The sequence below is a fragment of the Brevibacterium otitidis genome, assembly GCF_042429315.1.
GTDB classification, from domain to species: Bacteria; Actinomycetota; Actinomycetes; order Actinomycetales; family Brevibacteriaceae; genus Brevibacterium; species Brevibacterium otitidis.
Genome location: NZ_JBHMAU010000003.1, coordinates 73,939 through 90,700 on the forward strand (window position 1 = coordinate 73,939; position 16,762 = coordinate 90,700).

Sequence of the window (16,762 nt, forward strand, 5' to 3'; positions counted from 1 at the left end):
TAAGCCCGGATCCACCGATCGGGTGAGCTTCTGACGGCGCGTTAGAAACCGAGATGTCCTTCTGGTCAGGGAAAATAGTTATCGACGAAGACACTATTGAACTGATCGGAAGGACATCTCGTAGATGCAACTCTCTCATAGTTCGGCGGCGACGTCAGTGACTTTCGATGATCCGAATCTTGTGTCAGCAGCCGGCCTCGTCCCGGCCGTGCAGCTGGCTGCCGATGTCGGGTTGCGTGAACTGGCCGACAAGCAGCTGACGGTGCCCACCGACAAGGGCGCCAACGCCGGGTTGAAGGTCGCCTCCCTGGTGGCCGGGATGGTCGCCGGTGCCGACTCGATCGATGACATGGCCCTGCTCAGGCACGGCGGTACGGGCAAGGTCTTCACCGGCCGGTACGCCCCGTCGACGCTGGGCTCGTTCCTCCGGTCGTTCACCTTCGGCCACGTCCGCCAGCTCGACGCGGTCACCTCCCGGGTCCTGATCGGGCTGAGCTGTAAGGCTCCGCTGCTGGTCAAGGACCCCGGCGAGTACGTGTGCGTTGATGTCGATGACACGATCGTCGAGGTTCACGGCCACCAGAAGCAGGGCTGCGGCTATGGGTACACGCGGGCGCGCGGGCTCAACGTGCTGCTGGCCACCGCCACCACCAGCGGCTGCGCACCGGTGATCGTCGCCCAAAGGCTGCGGAAGGGCTCGGTCGGCTCCCCGCGCGGGGCCGGGCGGCTGATCAGCGAGGCGCTGGCCACCACCGGCCGCCTGGCCGGGATGGGCGGGGCGCGGAAGCTGGTGCGGGCCGATTCAGCATATTACGGGCATGCCGCCATCAACGCGGCCATCATCGGCGGGGCCGATGTCTCGGTCACCGTCCGGATGGACCCGGCCGTGAAGAAGGCCATCACAACCATCGACGCGGACGCCTGGCAGACCATCAAATACACCGACGCGATCTATGACGAGGACACCGAGCGCTGGATCTCATCGGCTGAGGTCGCCGAAGCCCCCTTCACTGCGTTCACCTCGAAGAAGAAAGCCCACCACATCCCCGGCCGGCTCGTCGTCCGTCGTATCCCGGAACTGAATCCGAAGGACGTCGAGCAGCCGACCTTGTTCGACACCCACCGGTTCCACGCGTTCTTCACCACCAGCGATCTGGACACCGTCGCCGCCGACAAAACCCATCGAGCTCATGCGGTGATCGAACAGGTCAACGCCGACCTCAAGGACAGCGCACTGGCCCACCTGCCGTCGGGAAAGTTCAACGCCAACGCCGCCTGGCTGGTGCTGGCCGCCATCGCGTTCAACCTCACCCGCGCCGCGGCCACGCTCGCTGGTGCCGAACTGGCAAAGACGACAACGGGCACGATCCGTCGCAAACTGATCAGCGTCCCGGCCCGGGTCGCGACCTCGGCCCGCCGCGTCACCCTCCACCTGCCCACGGACTGGCCGTGGGAGACTGCCTGGACGAACCCCTTCACCGCCGTAAACTCACCACCCCAGGCAGCAGCAGCCTGACCGACCAGCCAACACCGCCCCGACACGAAGACTCTGCAGTGGAACGCCCCGGGCAGCGAGGCCCGGCCATCACTCCTGCCCCCACACACAAAACCCACCCGAAATCAAATCAGGTGCTCATGCCAAAGCTCATCGGTGGATCGAGGTTAAGGCGCCCCCGAGCTTTGCTGAGACCAGCGGTGGAAAGACCACAAGCGGTAGTGTAATCAAGCCCTCCGACCCGCGCTACTTCGACCTGTCGATGGGCAACAACGTCCGCTTCGTCGCCAAGCCCGACTACGTGCACATGGTCAGCAGCGCCGAGGACGCCAAGAACGCAGTCCAGACGGCCGTGGACAACGGGAAGAAAGTGTCGATCCGCAGCGGCGGACATTGTTGGCTCATCGTAATTGAGAGTGTAGAACTGGTCTGAAGCCGCCGGACTCGAGCAGACATCTCGCGATGTAGTGCGTGAGGTTGCGGAACCCCAGTGCTGAGCCCCGTAGGTGTTCGAGCCTGCCATTGATCGCTTCAGTAGGCCCGTTCGACGTTCCCGGTCGGGTGAAGAACGCCAGGACATCAGCAGCTCGACGCTTCAGAGTCCGTCCTAACCNGCCTGCCCCCACACACAAAACCCACCCGAAATCAAATCAGGTGCTCATGCCAAAGCTCATCGGTGGATCGAGGCTTAAAGGACCTGCAACAAGGCCCGTGCTGATCCTTTTACACAGTTCGCCCTATACAGATTGCGCTGTCAGTCGTACAGCCGACTCTTGGTTCATCTAACGCCGAAGACTTCGACATTCGGCGACGGATGCGCCACGAGGCGTAGCCTGAGGGCATGACTATGGAGAAGCAGCTGGAAGGCAAGATCGTCATCGTCACCGGTGGAGCCGCCGGCATCGGAGGGGCCACGAGCCGTGAGCTCATCGCCCGCGGTGCCCGCGTCGTCGCCGTTGACATCAACGCCGAGGCCGGAGCGGCCCTGGCCTCCGAGTGCGGTGACGACGTCGTGTTCCTCGACGGTGATGTCATCGATCCCGAGGTGGCCGAACGCGCCGTGTCCACTGCGGTGGAGACCTTCGGTCGGCTCGACGGGCTGGTGAACAACGCGCACGCGTCCACGCAGAAGCCGTTCCTGCAGTTGGAGGAAGCTGACTGGGAGCTGTCGTTCAATACCGGTTTCCGCGCGACCCGGCAGTTCATGTTCGCCGCCCACGACGCACTCGCTGAGACCTCAGGCGCTGTGGTGAACTTCGCCTCCGGTTCTGCGATCTCCGGTCAGCCGACCCAGGCCGCCTACGCCTCGGCGAAGGAGGCGATTCGCGGGCTCACCCGCGTAGTCGCCAACGAATGGGCCTCTGAGGGCATTCGCGTCAACCTCGTCTCCCCGCTGGCCATGACCGAAGGCGTCGAGAAGTGGAAGAGTGCGCACCCGGAGATGTACGAACAGGTGCGCGCCGGTGTGCCGCTCGGCCGTTTCGGCGACCCGCGCAGCGATATCGCACCGGTGGTGGCGTTCCTGCTCTCTGACGACGCCGACTACATGTCCGGGCAGACGCTCATGGCCGACGGCGGCACCCAGAAGCTGTACTGACGCCACCGGCGGCACCGGACAGCTCAGTCAGCTGCCGCCTCGGAGACGATGCTGAGGACGGCCTCGCCGTAGCGGTCGAGTTTCGTCGCACCGACTCCGCTGACCTCGCTGAGGGCAGCGGAGTCGGTCGGCCGGGCTCGCACGATACCGGTCAGCGTCGCGTCGGAGAACACCACATACGGGGGCACACCCTGCTGTGAAGCCTGTGCTGTTCGCCAGGCGCGCAGGCTCTCGAACAGCTGCGCATCGGCACCGGTCAGCTCGGCTGCCGCCGTGGAACCGCGCCGCGCGCCGCCTGCCGTGGCCTGTGCGGTGCGGGTGCGCTGCACGTCCTCGCGCAGCAGCACGGTTTCTTCACCGCGCAGCACCGGACCGGCTGCCTCCGGGACGACGAGCACTCCGTAGTCGCCGACGGCCTGCAGCAGCCCGCGGGCCAGCAGCTGGCGGACGATCGAACGCCACACCGCCGGGGTGAGATCGGCGCCGATGCCCCACACGCTCAGCTCCGCATGCCGTGAAGCGGTCGAACGGTCACTGACCCGTCCGCGCAGCACGTCGATGATCTGTCCGGCCCCGAAGCGCTCCCCGCGCTGGCGGTCGAGGCGGATGACCGCTGACATGAGCTTCTGCACCGGCACGGTCGCATCCCAGGTGCGGGGCGGTTGCAGACACGTATCGCAGTTGCCGCAGGCCTCGGCGTCTTGGCCGAAGTAGCGCAGAATCTGCACCCGGCGGCAGTCGACCGTCTCGCACAGGGCGAGCATCGCCTCAAGGTGCTCGCGCTGACGCCGGCGGTGCGCCGCCGAACCTTCCGACTGGTCGATCATCCGGCCCAGCTGCACGACATCGCCGAGACCATAGGCCATCCACGCCGTCGACGGCAGCCCGTCACGACCGGCCCGGCCCGTCTCCTGGTAGTAGCCCTCCACAGATTTCGGCAGGTCGAGATGGGCGACAAAGCGCACATCGGGTTTGTCGATCCCCATTCCGAACGCGATCGTGGCAACCATGACGATGCCCTCCTCCCGGAGGAATCGGCGCTGATTCTCTGCCCGCTCCACCTCGCTCAGACCCGCATGATAGGGCAGTGCGGCGAAGCCCTCGCCGCGCAGGAACTCCGCTGTCTGCTCGACGCTGCGGCGGGACAGGCAGTAGACGATCCCGGCATCCCCGGCATGCTCGGAGCGCAGGAACTGCAGCAGCTGATTCCGCGCCCGGGACTTCGGTTCGATGCGGTACTGGATGTTGGGCCGGTCGAAGCTCGCAACGAAATGCCGGGCATCATCGAGCCGGAGCCGTTCGGTCAGCTCAGCGTGCGTGGCCTGCGTCGCGGTGGCCGTCAGCGCGATGCGCGGGATCCCGGGGAACCGGTCGGCCAGCACCGCCAAGCCCAGATAGTCGGTGCGGAAATCGTGGCCCCACTGCGAGACGCAGTGCGCCTCATCGATGGCGAACAGCGAGATCCGTGCACGCTCCAGCACTGCCAGTGTGCGCTCCTGAACGAGACGCTCAGGTGCCATATAGAGCAGGTCGAGTTCACCAGCGAGCAGCGCCGCCTCGACCTGCTGGACCTCCTCCCAGCTCAGCGTCGAGTTGAGGAAGGCTGCTGCAACACCGTTGGCGCGCAGCGCTGCGACCTGATCCTCCATGAGCGCGATGAGCGGTGAGATCACCAGCCCGGTGCCGTCGCGCACCAGTGCCGGCACCTGATAGCACAGCGACTTCCCACCACCGGTGGGCATGAGCACGACCGCATCGCCGCCGGCGCTGACATGCTCGACGATCTCCGCCTGATCCCCACGGAACGCGTCAAAACCGAAGACCCCTTCGAGGATCTCCTGGGCGCTGCGGGTGCTCACGGATCCGCTGGTGCGGGTGTCTGAATCGCTCACCTGTCCAACCTATCGCGGCCACCGTCAAGGCGCCCGGGCTTCAGCGGCACGCGGGCTGGGGACATCACCGCCGGATGCTGATGCCGGGTTCGGCGCGCGTGCAGCCGATGACCGGGTGACCGGGCAGCTCACCGACGACGAGCAGCCCGCCGGAGGTCTGCGCATCGGCGAGCATGAGCAGGTCCTCTTCGCTCACCCCGGCACCCACCTCGAATGTGCCGACCGACCGGGAGCCGTCGGCAGCAGGAGAACCGTCGAGCTCCGAGCGCACCCAGTCGAGGTTGCGCCGCGTCCCACCGGGCACAAAACCCTCGGCCAGACTGCGCACCGCGGCATCGAGCACCGGCACCGCGGCCATATCGATCTCCGCTCCGATGCCGGAAGCCCGGCACATCTTGTGCAGATGCCCGAGCAGCCCGAACCCGGTGACATCGGTCGCGGCGGTGACCCCGGCCTCGAGCGCGGCAGCCGAGGCCGCGGCATTGAGCGTCGTCATCGTCTCGATCGCCTCGTCGAACACCTCGCCAGTGGCCTTGTGCCGGTTGTTCAGCACACCCACGCCCAGCGGTTTCGTCAACGTGATCGGCAAACCCGCCTCGGCGGCGTCATTGCGCAGCAGCCGGGCCGGGTCCGCGGTCCCGGTGACGGCCATCCCGTAGACCGGTTCGGGTGCGGTGATCGAATGCCCGCCGATGACCGGGCAGCCGACCTCCCCGGCGACCGCCACCCCGCCGGCGAGCACCTCGCTCATGAGCTCCATCGGCAGCACCTCGCGCGGCCAGCCGATGAGGTTGATCGCCACGACAGGCACCCCGCCCATCGCGTAGATGTCCGAGAGCGCATTCGCCGCAGCGATCCGCCCCCAGTCATAGGCGGAGTCGACGACAGGCGTGAAGAAATCAGCTGTTGAGAGCACCGCCAGGCCCCCGCGCACCTGCACCGCAGCAGCGTCGTCGCCGTCATCGAGGCCGACGAGCACATCAGGACCGGTCTGCCCGGTGAGTGCGGCGAGCGCGTCTTCGAGCTCACCGGGAGGGATCTTGCACGCACAGCCGCCGCCGGCAGCCATGGACGTGAGTCGGGGTGAGGACCTGGGGTCAACCTTCTCAGCCATAAGCGCGAGTGTAGCCGGTGGTAGGTTGGAGCGCGGAGGCGTCCGGGTCCTGGTGGGCCCCCCGGTCTTCAAAACCGGTGAGACCGAGTACCTCGGTCTGGCGGGTTCGATTCCCGTCCGCCTCCGCCACTGGCTTCAGAGTCAAGGAGGATCGTGGAGGACCCGCGCCGCGCCATCCCGCGCACCGACCGCCTCATGGAGCATCCGCAGCTCGTCGCCGCCGCCCGCACGCTCGGGCGCAGCGTTGTGCTCGGGCTCGTACGCGCGGCCCAGGACCGTGCCCGCCGCGGGGAGATCCCCGCCGCCGAGGTCGTCGACGCCGTGCTCGTTGCCGCCGGCTCCCAGCGTGCCTCCTCCCTGACCCCGGTGCTCAACGCCACCGGCGTCATCATCCACACCAACCTCGGCCGCGCGCCGCTGTCACCGGCGGCACGTCAGGCGCTCGCCGATGCGGCCGGCTATGTCGATGTCGAACTCGATCTGCCCAGCGCGGCGCGCTCCCGCCGCGGCGCAGCTGCCCGGGCGGCGCTGCTGGAGCGCTGCCCGCAGGCCGAGGACGCCCTCATCGTCAACAACGGAGCTGCCGCGCTGCTGCTCGCGGCGACTGCCCTCGGCGGGGGACCGGCCGCCGGTGGAGGGTCCGCGCCCGCGACCACGAGCCACGGCGGGATCGTCATCTCCCGCGGGGAGTTCATCGAGATCGGTGCCGGCTTCCGGCTCTCCGACCTCATCACCGCTGCCGGCACGCAGCTGCGCGAAGTCGGCACCACGAATCGCACCCACCCAGAGGACTACGCCGCCGCCCTCGACGCTGGCGCCGGCTGCGTGCTCAAAGTCCACCCCTCGAACTTCGCGCTCACCGGCTTCACCGCCTCCGTCGAGACCGCCGCGCTCGCCGCACTGTGCCGTGAGCACTCCGTGCCCCTCGTCGTGGACGTCGGCTCCGGACTGCTGAGCGCCGATCCCGTCCTGCCGGACGAGCCGAGCATCGACGCAGCCCTGGCGGCGGGAGCCGATGCCGTCATCGCCTCCGGTGACAAACTCCTCGGCGGCCCGCAGGCCGGGCTGCTGCTCGGCACCTCTGAGACGATCGCCCGGCTCGCCCGTCACCCGCTGGCCCGCGCCGTCCGCGCCGACAAGCTCACCCTCGCCGCACTCGAAGCAACGCTGCGTGCCGGCACCAGCCCGGTGCATGCGATGCTGCACGCCGACCCTGCTGAGCTGCGCCGCCGCACCGAAGCCCTCGCCGCGCAGGTCGGCGGCACCGTCGTGGCACATGACGGCCGGGTAGGCGGCGGTGGCGGCACCGGCGTGCCGCTGCCGGGCTGGGCGCTCGCCCTGCCCGAGGACTTCGCCCCGGCCCTGCGCACCGGCGATCCGGCCGTCCTGCCGCGTGTGCATGACGGCAGCTGCCTCATCGACCTGCGCTGCATCCCCGCAGACCAGGACCCGGCACTCGCCGATGCCATCACGGCTGCCGGCGACCGCCTCGGGAACGGCGGATGAGCAGCTTCGTCATCGCCACCGCCGGGCACGTCGACCACGGCAAGTCGACGCTCGTGCGGGCGCTGACCGGAATCGAACCCGACCGGTGGGCTGAGGAGCGCGCACGCGGGCTGACGATCGACCTCGGCTTCGCGTGGACGACCCTGCCGTCGGGCCGTGAGGTCGCCTTCGTCGACGTGCCCGGCCACGAACGCTACGTCGGCAATATGCTCGCCGGCCTCGGACCCGTCCCCGTCGTCTGCTTCGTCATCGCCGCTGATGGGGGCTGGCAGGCGCAGTCGAGCGAGCACCGCGACGCGATCGCAGCCCTCGGCATCGCTCACGGTCTCGTCGTCATCACCCGCCGTGACCGTGCCCCGGATGCCGTGCCCGAGGTGGCGGCCCGGGTGCGTGCCGAACTGCGCGGCACCGGTCTGGCCGCCGCCCCGATCGTCGCCTGCTCCGGTGCCACCGGTGAGGGCCTTGATGAGGTGCGGGCCACCCTCGATGCGGTGCTCGCCGGACTGCCGGCACCGGATGCGCAGGCGCGGCTGCGGCTGTGGATCGACCGGGCGTTCACGATCTCCGGTTCCGGCACTGTTGTCACCGGCACTCTGGCCGGCGGGAGCGTGCGCACCGGCCAGCATCTTCGCCTCCTCGGGGCGCAGAGCGCGGAGGCGCGTGAGGTGACGGTCCGCGGCCTGCAGACCCGCGGCGACCAGGTCGAGGCGCTCGCCCCGGTGGCGCGGGCGGCGCTCAACCTGCGCGGCATCGCCGCCGATGAGCTGCACCGCGGGGATGCGCTCTTCAGCGGCGACTGGTGGATCACCGACACCGTCGATGTGCGGTGGGCTTCCGGCGGGGCGCTTGATGAGGGCAGCGAGCACATCACCGTCCACATCGGCACTGCTGCGATCGGGGCCAGGCTGCGGCCCTTCGACGCCGATCATGCGCGGCTGCAGCTCAGTCGGCCGCTGCCCCTGCAGCTCGGCGATCGAATGGTGCTGCGCGACTCCGGGGCGAAGATGGTGGTTGCCGGCGTGCAGGTCCTCGACGTCGATCCGCCGCCGCTCACCCGCCGCGGGGCCGGGCGTCGGCGGGCCGATGCGCTGGCCGAACTGCCGGCTGGCGGTTCGGTGGCAGCAGAGGTCGCCCGCCGCCAGGCGGTGCGGGCCGAAACGCTGCGGCGCTTCGGCTTCGACGCCCGTGACCTGGCAGGCGAAGGGCTGCCGGCTGGTGTCGTGGCGATCGGTGAGTGGCTCGCCGCCGCCGAGGCGGTGCGCACCTGGGCGGCCCGCCTGCGCCAGCTGCTCGCCGCCCACCTCAAGGCCGATGTGCTCTCACCGGGGCTCAGCCGCAGGGCTGCCGCGCATGCTCTCAGGCTGCCGCATCCGGATCTGCTCGATGCCGTCATCCAAGCCGCGAGGCTCCAGCAGCGGGACGGGCTCATCCGCCCGCAGCAGCAGCGCGCGGATCTGGGCCGGGCAGAGAAGGGCATCCAGGCGCTGGAGAAGCAGCTGGCAGCCAGCCCCTTCAGTGCCCCGGAAGCCGATGATCTGGCTCGGCTCAACCTGGGTGCGCGGGAGCTCGCGGCAGCCGAACGGGTCGGTCGGCTTCTGCGCATCGCCGAGGGCGTGGTGCTGCTGCCGAGTGCACCGGCGCAGGCGATGCGCGTGCTCGCGGTCCTCGATCAGCCCTTCACCGCCAGCCAGGCCCGGCAGGCGCTCGGCACCACCCGCCGGATAGCGATCCCGCTGCTGGAGCACCTCGACTCCCGCGGCTGGACCCGCCGCCTCGACGGGAACCTGCGCGAAGTCGTGCGCTGAGGCGGCAGTCGCCGTCCCTGCGGGGGAGCCCGCCTCTCAGCTGTCTATGACGCCCGTTGCACCCAGAGCCGAGATATCCTCGCTGCTCATGCCGAGTGTGGAGGCGAGCACGTCGGTGGTGTCCTCGCCGATCTGCGGGGCCGGCTCGGCTGGCAACACCGGGGAGGAGCCGAAGCGCAGCGGGTTGCGCGGGGCGAGCACCTTGCCGACGCCCGGCTGATCGATCTCATCGAAGAGAGGGTTTTCAAGCGAACACAGGGGGTCGCTGTGCACGAGCTCCTCGAAGGTCTGGAACCGGCCATTGAGCACACCGGCACTCGACAGCGCAGTCGCCGCCTCGTCTGCGGTGTGGGCAGCGAACCACGGCCGCAGCACCGCGTCGATAGCATCACGGGCAGCGAACCGCCCGCCCTCGGTGGTCAGGTCGACGTCGAGCATCGGCCCGATCATCGCAAGTTTATCGGCCAGCCCGGTCACCTCGCCGAGGGAGCGCCAGTGGCGGTTCGAGATGACTGCGACCATGAGCTCACGGCCGTCGCTGGTGACGAAGGACTGCCCGTAGGCGCCGTAGAGCCCATTGCCCAGGGGGCCGCGCGTCGATCCCGTAGCCTGCACCTCGGCGATGTAGCCGAGGTTGCCGACCGTGGCCAGCATGGTATCGGACAGCGCCACGGTGATTTCCTGGCCCTGACCCGAGGCCCGGCGCACGAGCTCGGCGCTGAGGATCCCGTTGGCGACGTAGAGACCGGCGATGACATCCCAGGCGGGGACGACATTGTTGACCGGGCGCTCATCTTGCCCGGTGACGATGGGGAATCCGCTGGCGGCATTGACGGTGTAGTCGATCTCTGGGGACCCGTCATGTGAGCCGGTCAGGCGCAGCATGACGAGATCGGGCCGGTCGGCGACGAGCCGTTCGTAGCTCAGCCAGCCGCGCGCCGGCAAGTTCGTCACCACGGTGCCGGCCTTCGCGATGAGGGAGACGGCGACGCATCGGCCCTCATCACCGCGCAGATCGAGGGTGACCGAGCGCTTTCCCTTGTTCAGGCTGGCCCAGTAGATGCTCGTGCCGTCGTCGCTGATCGGCCAGCGGTTCGCGTCGATATTGCCGCCCAGCGGGTCGATGCGGATGACCTCGGCACCGAGCTGGGCCAGCGTCATCCCGGCCAGCGGTGCGGCTATGAACGCCGAGATCTCGACGACGGTCAGCCCGGCCAGCGGAGCTTCTGCTGCGGATGTGTCGGACATGGTACCTCCAGTGGTGGCGGGGTCAGGCCGCCACCGAGGCGGTGGTGACGACGGCCTGCATCACGACGGTGTCTGCGGGCCCGATGGCGGCGAGCTCATGGGTGTGCGCGTCGGTGCGGCGGCCGAGCAGGTGAACCTGCTCAGAGGCGAAGAGGGGAGACCGGACGGTGAATTCATACGCGGTGACTGCCTCGGATGGGTGGGCGTCCAGGAAGGCGCGCAGCAGCAGTGAGGCGATGAGCGGGCCGTGGACGACGAGGCCGGGGTAGCCTTCGACGGTCGTGGTGTACGGGTGGTCGTAGTGGATGCGGTGGGAGTTGAAGGTCAGCGCAGAGTAGCGGAACAGCATGACCGGCCCGGGCCGGACGCTGCGCGACAACTCCCATCCAGCTGGCGCCTCGGTGTCGGGCCGCGGCGGGGCTGCAGCGCTGGGCGTCGAGCCTGCGTGCTCGCCGGCTGGTGCGGGGGCGTCGCGGTAGACGATCGTGTGGCGGTCGGTCAGCGCCGGCACCCCGTCGGCGCTGATCTCATGGCGCAGCCGGACGAAGACGAGTGCACCGCTGCGCCCGGACTTCTCGGTGATCGACTCGATCGTGGTCTTCCGGTTCAGCTTCTGCCCGGGTCGGATCGGACCGTGGAACTGCAGCGAGCTGCCTGCCCACATACGCCGGGATCCGGGCACCGGCGGCATGAATCCGCCGAGCGCCGGATGGCCGTCCGTGCCGGTGTCGGCAAGCGCGACGTCCTCGCTGAACTGCAGCCAGTGCCCGAGCGGAAACAGCGGCTCATCGGGTTCGGCGCTCAGCTGTTGGCCTGATGCGGCTTCAGCGAGTAGGGTGGCCAGCCGGTCGGCCTTCTCCTGCGAGGCTACATCGGTGGCTTCCTGAGCGCGGCCGACCCAGGCGATGTATTGATCTGTTGTTGCGACGGCGCATGAGTGCGCTGGTGTTCTATTCAAGGGCGGAATCCCCCTCTGATTGTGGTCGGATGAAGAGCCGGGGCTGGTTTGGCATCGAGACGGTGAGCAGTTAGCGGCCGAGGAGGTCGTCGGAGATGATGCGCATCTGGATCTCCGATGAGCCTTCGAAGATCTTCGTCAGGCGGGCGTCGCGCCAGTGGCGTTCGACCCGGAAGTCCTTGGTGTAGCCGGCGCCGCCGTGGATCTGCAGCGCCTGCGAGGTCACCCGCTCGCTCATTTCGGCGGCCATGTACTTGGCCATGGCTGCTTCGGTCGAACAACGCTGACCGGTGTCGATCGCCGTGCACACGCTGTACATGAGTGCGCGGCCCGCCTCGATCTGCGCAGCCATATCGGCGATCGAGAACCGCAGGTGCTGGAAGTCCGCAAGCGGGTGGCCGAACTGCTCACGCTGATGCATATAGTAGATCGCGTCATCGAGGGCGGCCTGTGCCAGGCCGATCGAACGGGCGGCCGTGTGGACGCGGCCGACCTCGAGCCCGGAGACCGCCTGGTAAAATCCGCGGCCCTCCTCGCCGAGCAGCGCATCGGCTGGCAGCCGGAAGTCATCAAAGTTCAGATCCCAGGTCTTCCAGCCGAAGTAGCCGATCTTTCGTGCTGGCGTGCCGGACATGCCGGCGGGAAACGAGCCGCGCTCCTTTTCGATGAGGAATGCCGAGATCCCACGGTGGCGTTTGCTCGGGTCCGGGTCGGTGCTGGTGCGGGCGAAGAGGATGATGTAGTCGGCCTGGTCGGCGTAGGTACACCACATCTTGGTGCCGTTGACGATCCAGTCGCCGTCGGTGCTACGCTCGGCGCGGCAGCGGATGTTGGCGACATCGGATCCGGCTTCGGCTTCGGACAGTGCGAAGGCCCCGAGGCGCTCACCCCGGGCGACCTGCGGCAGCAGGCGAGCCTCCTGCTCGGGTGAGAAGCCGCCGCCCATCCCGTTGCCGCGAGCGAGCAGCCCGCTGACCGACATCCAGGCACGCGCCAGTTCCTCGGCGACGAGGCAGTACTCGAACACACCCAGGCCCAGGCCGCCGTACTCCTCGGGGATGAGGATGCCGAAGAAGCCCATCTCGCCCATCTGCTCGATGAGCTCCGGTGGGAACTCGCCTTCGACCGGGTCGAGCTCATCGGCGATCGGCAGGACGACCTCCTGCGAGAACTGCCGGGCGAGCTGCTGCAGCTCGATGCGCTCCTCGGTCATGAGTGTGGGAGCGTCGGCCCGCGGCTGCGGCTTGTGTGTCATGTATTCTCGTCTCTCTTCGACGTGTGACTCAGATGGGTTTCAGATGGCGTTGCGGTGGATGAGCTGCCGGGCGATGACGTCGAGCTGGATCTCGTTGGTGCCCTCACCGACGATCATGAGCGGGGCGTCGCGGTAGTAGCGTTCGACGTTGTACTCGGTTGAGTAGCCGTAGCCGCCGTGTACGCGGATCGCATCGAGTGTCACTTCGGCGGCCATTTCGGATGCGAAGTGCTTGGCCATCCCGGCTTCCATGTCGACTCGCTTGCCGGAGTCGTAGGTACGGGCGGCATGCAGGACTAGCTGGCGGGCCGCCTCCAACTTGGTGGCCATCGATGCCAGCCGGTGGCCGACAGCCTGGTGCTTCCAGATCGGCTTGCCCATCGACTCCCGCTCCTGTGCATAGCGCACCGCGTCATCGAGGGCTGCTTGGGCAACACCGAGCGACCGGGCGGCGACCTGGATGCGGCCGATCTCCAGGCCCTTCATCATCTGCTTGAAGCCCACACTCTCGGTGGTTCCCAGCAGCTGGGAGCGCGGCTGGCGTAGACCGTCGAAGACGAGCTCACAGGTCTCGACTCCCTTGTAGCCGAGTTTCGGGAGGTCCTTCGAGATGCTGAAGCCCTCGCCTTTCTCGACGAGGATGATGGAGATTCCGTGGTGGCGCGGTTCGGCATCCGGGTCGGTCTTGCACAGCAGTGCGATGAGGTCAGCACGGCGGGCGTTGGTGATCCACATTTTCGAGCCAGTGATGACGTATTCGTCGCCGTCGGTGATTGCCTCCGTGCGCATCGCCTGCAGGTCGGAGCCACCGCCGGGTTCGGTCAGCGCCATCGTCGCGCGCAACTCACCGGTGGCCATGCGCGGCAAGTAGGCGTCCTTCTGCTCGGGTGTGCCGAATTCGGAGATGAGTTTGGCGACGACAGTGTGCCCGCCCATCGCCCCGGCCAGCGACATCCAACCGCGGGCAAGCTCCTCGGTGATGAGGGCATATGCCTCAGTCGACACGCGTCCAGGGCCCCAAGGTTCGTCGATGGCCAGGCCGAAGATGCCCAACTGCTTCATCGTCTCGATCCACGCTTCGGGATACTCGTCGGCGTGCTCGACTGCATTGACGCGGGGACGCACGGTGCCGTCGATGAATCCGGCGACTGTGTCGACCATCGTCTGCTCTTCTTCGCTCAGGGCGATTGTGAACACCTCATCCTATTCTCAAATTTCGGATCGTGGGTCCGGCCGGCGCTGTCCGGGCCAGCCCAGTGCGGCTTCGGTTGGTCAGTCCTCAAAAACGATGATCTGTCGGACCGCCTCGCCATCTGCGAGCTTGTCGAGCGCGAGGTTGATGTCCTCCAGTCCGATCGTCGAGGTGATGAGTTCCTCGACCGGCAGGCCCTCCTCGCGCCACAGCCGTTCGTAGACCGGGATGTCCTCTGCAGGAACCGCCGATCCAAGGTAAGAGCCGATGACGGTGCGCGCTTCTGCGGTGAGAGTTAGGGGCGTGATACATGACTGCGCGTCCGGGGCCGGCAGGCCGACGGTCACGGTGCGGCCGCCGACGCCGGTGGCGGCGAATGCTGTTTCGAAAGCCCTCGGATGCCCGGCGGCTTCGACGACGATCGGTGCCTTGATGCCCTGTTCTGCGACCTGTTCGGGCGTGTATGCCTCATCTGCGCCGAGCTCGAGTGCGCGCTTGAGCTTCGACTCATTGGCATCGACGCCGATGACCTTGCCCTTGCGCAAGGAGATCGCTGTGATGAGGGCGGCCATTCCGACTCCGCCGAGGCCGACGACTATGACGTCGTCGCCGTCTTCTGGAGTGCCGGCATTGATGACGGCACCGCCGCCGGTGAGAACAGCGCACCCGAGCACGGCGGCGATCGCCGGCGGCACGTCGTCGCCGACTGGCACCACCGATGACCGGTGCAACACGGCATGGGTGGCGAAGCCTGAGACGCCGACGTGGTGGAAAATCTCTGAGCCGTCCTCCGTCAGGCGCATGTGCCCGCCGACAAGGGTGGCCTCGTTGTTGACCTTCGAACCGGGGATGCAGGGCAGTTTACCGTTCGTGCGGCAGTTCGCGCACTCGCCGCAGCGCGGCAGGAACACAGTGGAGACCTGCTGGCCCACTGCCAGGTCGGTGACCTTCTCGCCGACTTTCTCGATGACTCCGGACGCCTCGTGGCCGAGTAGCATCGGAGTCGGGCGTGGCCGGTTGCCGTCGACAACCGAGAGGTCCGAGTGGCACAGGCCGGCAGCCCGCACCTTGATGAGCACCTCGTCCGGACCGGGGTCGGCGAGATCGAGTTCGGTGATGCGCAGCGGCTTGGACTCGGCGTACGGACGTGATGCGGTGCCCACGGAATCGAGGACGGCGCCGGTGATCTTCATGGTGGTGATGCCCCTTTCGGCAGGTGGAGACAGGCGGTGGTGCGATTGGCAAACGACGCTGGGCCGCGGTGGCTCGGCGTTTCAGATCACGAATCTGGGTCGTCAATGATGAGACCGGCCCGGGTGACTTCACGATCAGCCGCCTTCTGTAAGGCGGTGGCCGCCTCGTCAAGGGAGAATTCGGCGTCGACGAGTTCTTCCCAGGGAAATTGTGGCGTGTCGGCGACGAATTGGATCGCCTTGCCGAGAACCGCCTGCGGATAACGGATGGCTGCGCGAACCTGTACTCCGGTGCGGGTGAAGAGTCCTGGATCGAACTCGGTGTACTTGTGGGGTGTGATGTTGCCGATCTCAATCATGATCCCGCCATTGCGAGTGGCTTGCACCGAGTCGGAGAAAGCCTGTGGCACTCCGGTGAGATCGATGACGACGTCGGCACCACCGCTGGTGCAGTCCTTGAGAAGCTCTACACGACTAGCCGAATCATCCGCCTCGCTGAGGTCGACCGCATGGTGAGCGCCGAACTCTGTCGCTTTTGCCAGACGCGAAGGTGCCATCTCTGCGATGAACACCTCGGCGCCCATCGCCGACGCTATAGCCGATGCGCAGACTCCCAAGCCCCCGGCGCCGAGGATGACGACTTTGTCACCGTAGCTGACCTCGCCCAGCAGGCAACCGTAATAGACCTGAGAGAGTGCGCAGTTGACGCTCGAAGCTGAGCGGCTCGAAACCTCATCTGGAACTTTGAAGACGCCGAAATTCGGGCCGACAACGTAGTGCGTTCCCCACGTGCCATGGAAGTGGGGTGCCTGCGAAGCCTGTGTCGACCAGCCTGCGTACGCGTTTCGGCAGATGTTTGGGTGCCCATTGTTGCACTCTGGACAGCGTCGGCAGGCCTGAAAGTAGGTGGCGACGACGCGATCGCCCACGCGTAGTGGTTGCCCGCCGAAATCGCTGTCGGCACCTTCACCGAGGGAATGGACTCGACCGACCCCCTCATGCCCCATGACGCAGCCTGCGCGCACGAGAGGGTGGCCCCCGTTGAGGATGTGCACATCTGAGCCGCACACATTTGCGCGGATCATTGAGAGGACCATCCCTCCGGCAGGGGGTTCGGGTACGGGGTTTTCCACGCGTCCCAGCCGACCGATCGCATCCAGGGTGAGGCTGATCCCGATGTCTGGTGTATTCATGAGTGCCCTTCAGGCTCGAGTGGAGCATGCGCTCGCCAAGTGAAATATATTGTGAGTATGCACGATGGCGCATGGGCGGGTCAATGGCCTGAAGCGAGAAGATATTGAGAAATCAGGGATCAGCAGCGTTGAGTGAGCATCATTCTTCCAATTTCGCGGAGCCTATTGACATCCTCTCAATGCAAAATATATTTGAACTACGGCTTTGGCGGCTCTTCGGACATCCGGTGGGGGTCATGGGGTGAGTCCGCCGGCGGCGAGGAGCATGCGGAGGCGGTAGTTGTGCTGGTTGCGGTAGCCGCGGGCGAGGCGGC

At 67.3% G+C, this 16,762-nt stretch carries 14 protein-coding genes, 1 tRNA gene and 1 pseudogene; 7 read left to right on the forward strand and 9 right to left on the reverse strand.

Translation table 11 applies throughout. The features are described from left to right. Positions 1-124 precede the first annotated feature (124 nt). Positions 125-1,516 (forward strand): IS1380 family transposase, encoded by a 1,392-nt coding sequence (locus ACFFN1_RS00445; protein WP_376837584.1) that lies wholly within the window; start codon positions 125-127, stop codon positions 1,514-1,516. Positions 1,517-1,757: 241 nt separating this feature from the next. After that, positions 1,758-1,928, forward strand: coding sequence for a hypothetical protein (locus ACFFN1_RS00450; protein WP_376837610.1), 171 nt, complete (start codon positions 1,758-1,760; stop codon positions 1,926-1,928). Here ACFFN1_RS00450 and ACFFN1_RS00455 read toward each other — a convergent pair. Further along, positions 1,897-2,106, reverse strand: a pseudogene (locus ACFFN1_RS00455) (transposase); the annotation flags it as partial. The gene ACFFN1_RS00450 and the pseudogene ACFFN1_RS00455 overlap by 32 nt on opposite strands. 230 nt (positions 2,107-2,336) lie before the next feature. Between ACFFN1_RS00455 and ACFFN1_RS00460 the strand changes: the two are divergent. Next, the gene (locus ACFFN1_RS00460; RefSeq protein WP_376837586.1) at positions 2,337-3,092 is read left to right on the forward strand and encodes an SDR family NAD(P)-dependent oxidoreductase; all 756 of its coding nucleotides are present in this window, start codon (positions 2,337-2,339) and stop codon (positions 3,090-3,092) included. Between the two features lie 23 nt (positions 3,093-3,115). Here the strand turns inward: ACFFN1_RS00460 and recQ are convergent, their stop codons facing one another. Beyond that, on the reverse strand, positions 3,116-4,984 hold the full coding sequence (gene recQ, locus ACFFN1_RS00465; protein WP_376837588.1) for a DNA helicase RecQ: 1,869 nt from the start codon (positions 4,982-4,984) through the stop codon (positions 3,116-3,118). Between the two features lie 64 nt (positions 4,985-5,048). Continuing rightward, positions 5,049-6,098, reverse strand: coding sequence for a selenide, water dikinase SelD (selD, locus tag ACFFN1_RS00470; RefSeq protein ID WP_376837590.1), 1,050 nt, complete (start codon positions 6,096-6,098; stop codon positions 5,049-5,051). A 34-nt stretch (positions 6,099-6,132) separates the two neighbouring features. Between selD and ACFFN1_RS00475 the strand changes: the two genes are divergently transcribed. The 3 genes from ACFFN1_RS00475 to selB all read left to right on the forward strand — a co-directional run bounded on the left by ACFFN1_RS00475 (position 6,133) and on the right by selB (position 9,409). After that, positions 6,133-6,227 (forward strand) — tRNA-Sec (locus ACFFN1_RS00475). Between the two features lie 21 nt (positions 6,228-6,248). After that, positions 6,249-7,604 (forward strand): L-seryl-tRNA(Sec) selenium transferase, encoded by a 1,356-nt coding sequence (gene selA, locus ACFFN1_RS00480; protein ID WP_376837608.1) that lies wholly within the window; start codon positions 6,249-6,251, stop codon positions 7,602-7,604. Further along, complete coding sequence (selB, locus tag ACFFN1_RS00485) at positions 7,601-9,409, forward strand: selenocysteine-specific translation elongation factor (RefSeq protein WP_376837592.1); 1,809 nt, start codon at positions 7,601-7,603, stop codon at positions 9,407-9,409. Before selA ends, selB begins: the two co-directional genes overlap by 4 nt. Positions 9,410-9,445: 36 nt before the next feature. On the opposite strand, the gene ACFFN1_RS00490 is transcribed toward selB, so the two are convergent. The 6 genes from ACFFN1_RS00490 to ACFFN1_RS00515 form a co-directional block, all read right to left on the reverse strand. Beyond that, positions 9,446-10,657, reverse strand: a complete 1,212-nt coding sequence (locus tag ACFFN1_RS00490) for a CoA transferase (RefSeq protein ID WP_376837593.1) — start codon at positions 10,655-10,657, stop codon at positions 9,446-9,448. A 22-nt stretch (positions 10,658-10,679) separates the two neighbouring features. Continuing rightward, entirely contained in the window at positions 10,680-11,615 is a 936-nt protein-coding gene (locus ACFFN1_RS00495) for an HTD2 family dehydratase (protein WP_376837595.1), read from the reverse strand. A 70-nt stretch (positions 11,616-11,685) separates the two neighbouring features. Then, positions 11,686-12,870 carry an acyl-CoA dehydrogenase family protein gene (locus ACFFN1_RS00500; RefSeq protein WP_376837597.1) on the reverse strand — a complete coding sequence of 395 codons (1,185 nt, stop codon included), beginning with the start codon at positions 12,868-12,870 and terminating at the stop codon, positions 11,686-11,688. A gap of 39 nt (positions 12,871-12,909) precedes the next feature. Next, positions 12,910-14,067 (reverse strand): acyl-CoA dehydrogenase family protein, encoded by a 1,158-nt coding sequence (locus ACFFN1_RS00505; protein ID WP_376837599.1) that lies wholly within the window; start codon positions 14,065-14,067, stop codon positions 12,910-12,912. A 75-nt stretch (positions 14,068-14,142) separates the two neighbouring features. Continuing rightward, positions 14,143-15,255, reverse strand: a complete 1,113-nt coding sequence (locus ACFFN1_RS00510) for an alcohol dehydrogenase catalytic domain-containing protein (protein ID WP_376837601.1) — start codon at positions 15,253-15,255, stop codon at positions 14,143-14,145. An 86-nt stretch (positions 15,256-15,341) separates the two neighbouring features. Then, the gene (locus ACFFN1_RS00515) at positions 15,342-16,448 is read right to left on the reverse strand and encodes a zinc-binding dehydrogenase (RefSeq protein WP_376837602.1); all 1,107 of its coding nucleotides are present in this window, start codon (positions 16,446-16,448) and stop codon (positions 15,342-15,344) included. 132 nt (positions 16,449-16,580) lie between these two features. Between ACFFN1_RS00515 and ACFFN1_RS00520 the strand changes: the two genes are divergently transcribed. Continuing rightward, positions 16,581-16,762 (forward strand): hypothetical protein (locus ACFFN1_RS00520; RefSeq protein WP_376837604.1); only part of this gene is annotated, 182 nt, incomplete at its 3' end.

Coding starts and splice junctions, on each gene's coding strand:
- ACFFN1_RS00500 (WP_376837597.1), bottom strand. CDS start 12,870: ATGACACACAAGCCGCAGCCGCGGGCCGACGCTCCCACACTCATGACC.
- selB (WP_376837592.1), top strand. CDS start 7,601: ATGAGCAGCTTCGTCATCGCCACCGCCGGGCACGTCGACCACGGCAAG.
- ACFFN1_RS00445 (WP_376837584.1), top strand. CDS start 125: ATGCAACTCTCTCATAGTTCGGCGGCGACGTCAGTGACTTTCGATGAT.
- ACFFN1_RS00515 (WP_376837602.1), bottom strand. CDS start 16,448: ATGAATACACCAGACATCGGGATCAGCCTCACCCTGGATGCGATCGGT.
- ACFFN1_RS00490 (WP_376837593.1), bottom strand. CDS start 10,657: ATGTCCGACACATCCGCAGCAGAAGCTCCGCTGGCCGGGCTGACCGTC.
- ACFFN1_RS00510 (WP_376837601.1), bottom strand. CDS start 15,255: ATGAAGATCACCGGCGCCGTCCTCGATTCCGTGGGCACCGCATCACGT.
- selD (WP_376837590.1), bottom strand. CDS start 6,098: ATGGCTGAGAAGGTTGACCCCAGGTCCTCACCCCGACTCACGTCCATG.
- ACFFN1_RS00460 (WP_376837586.1), top strand. CDS start 2,337: ATGACTATGGAGAAGCAGCTGGAAGGCAAGATCGTCATCGTCACCGGT.
- ACFFN1_RS00450 (WP_376837610.1), top strand. CDS start 1,758: ATGGGCAACAACGTCCGCTTCGTCGCCAAGCCCGACTACGTGCACATG.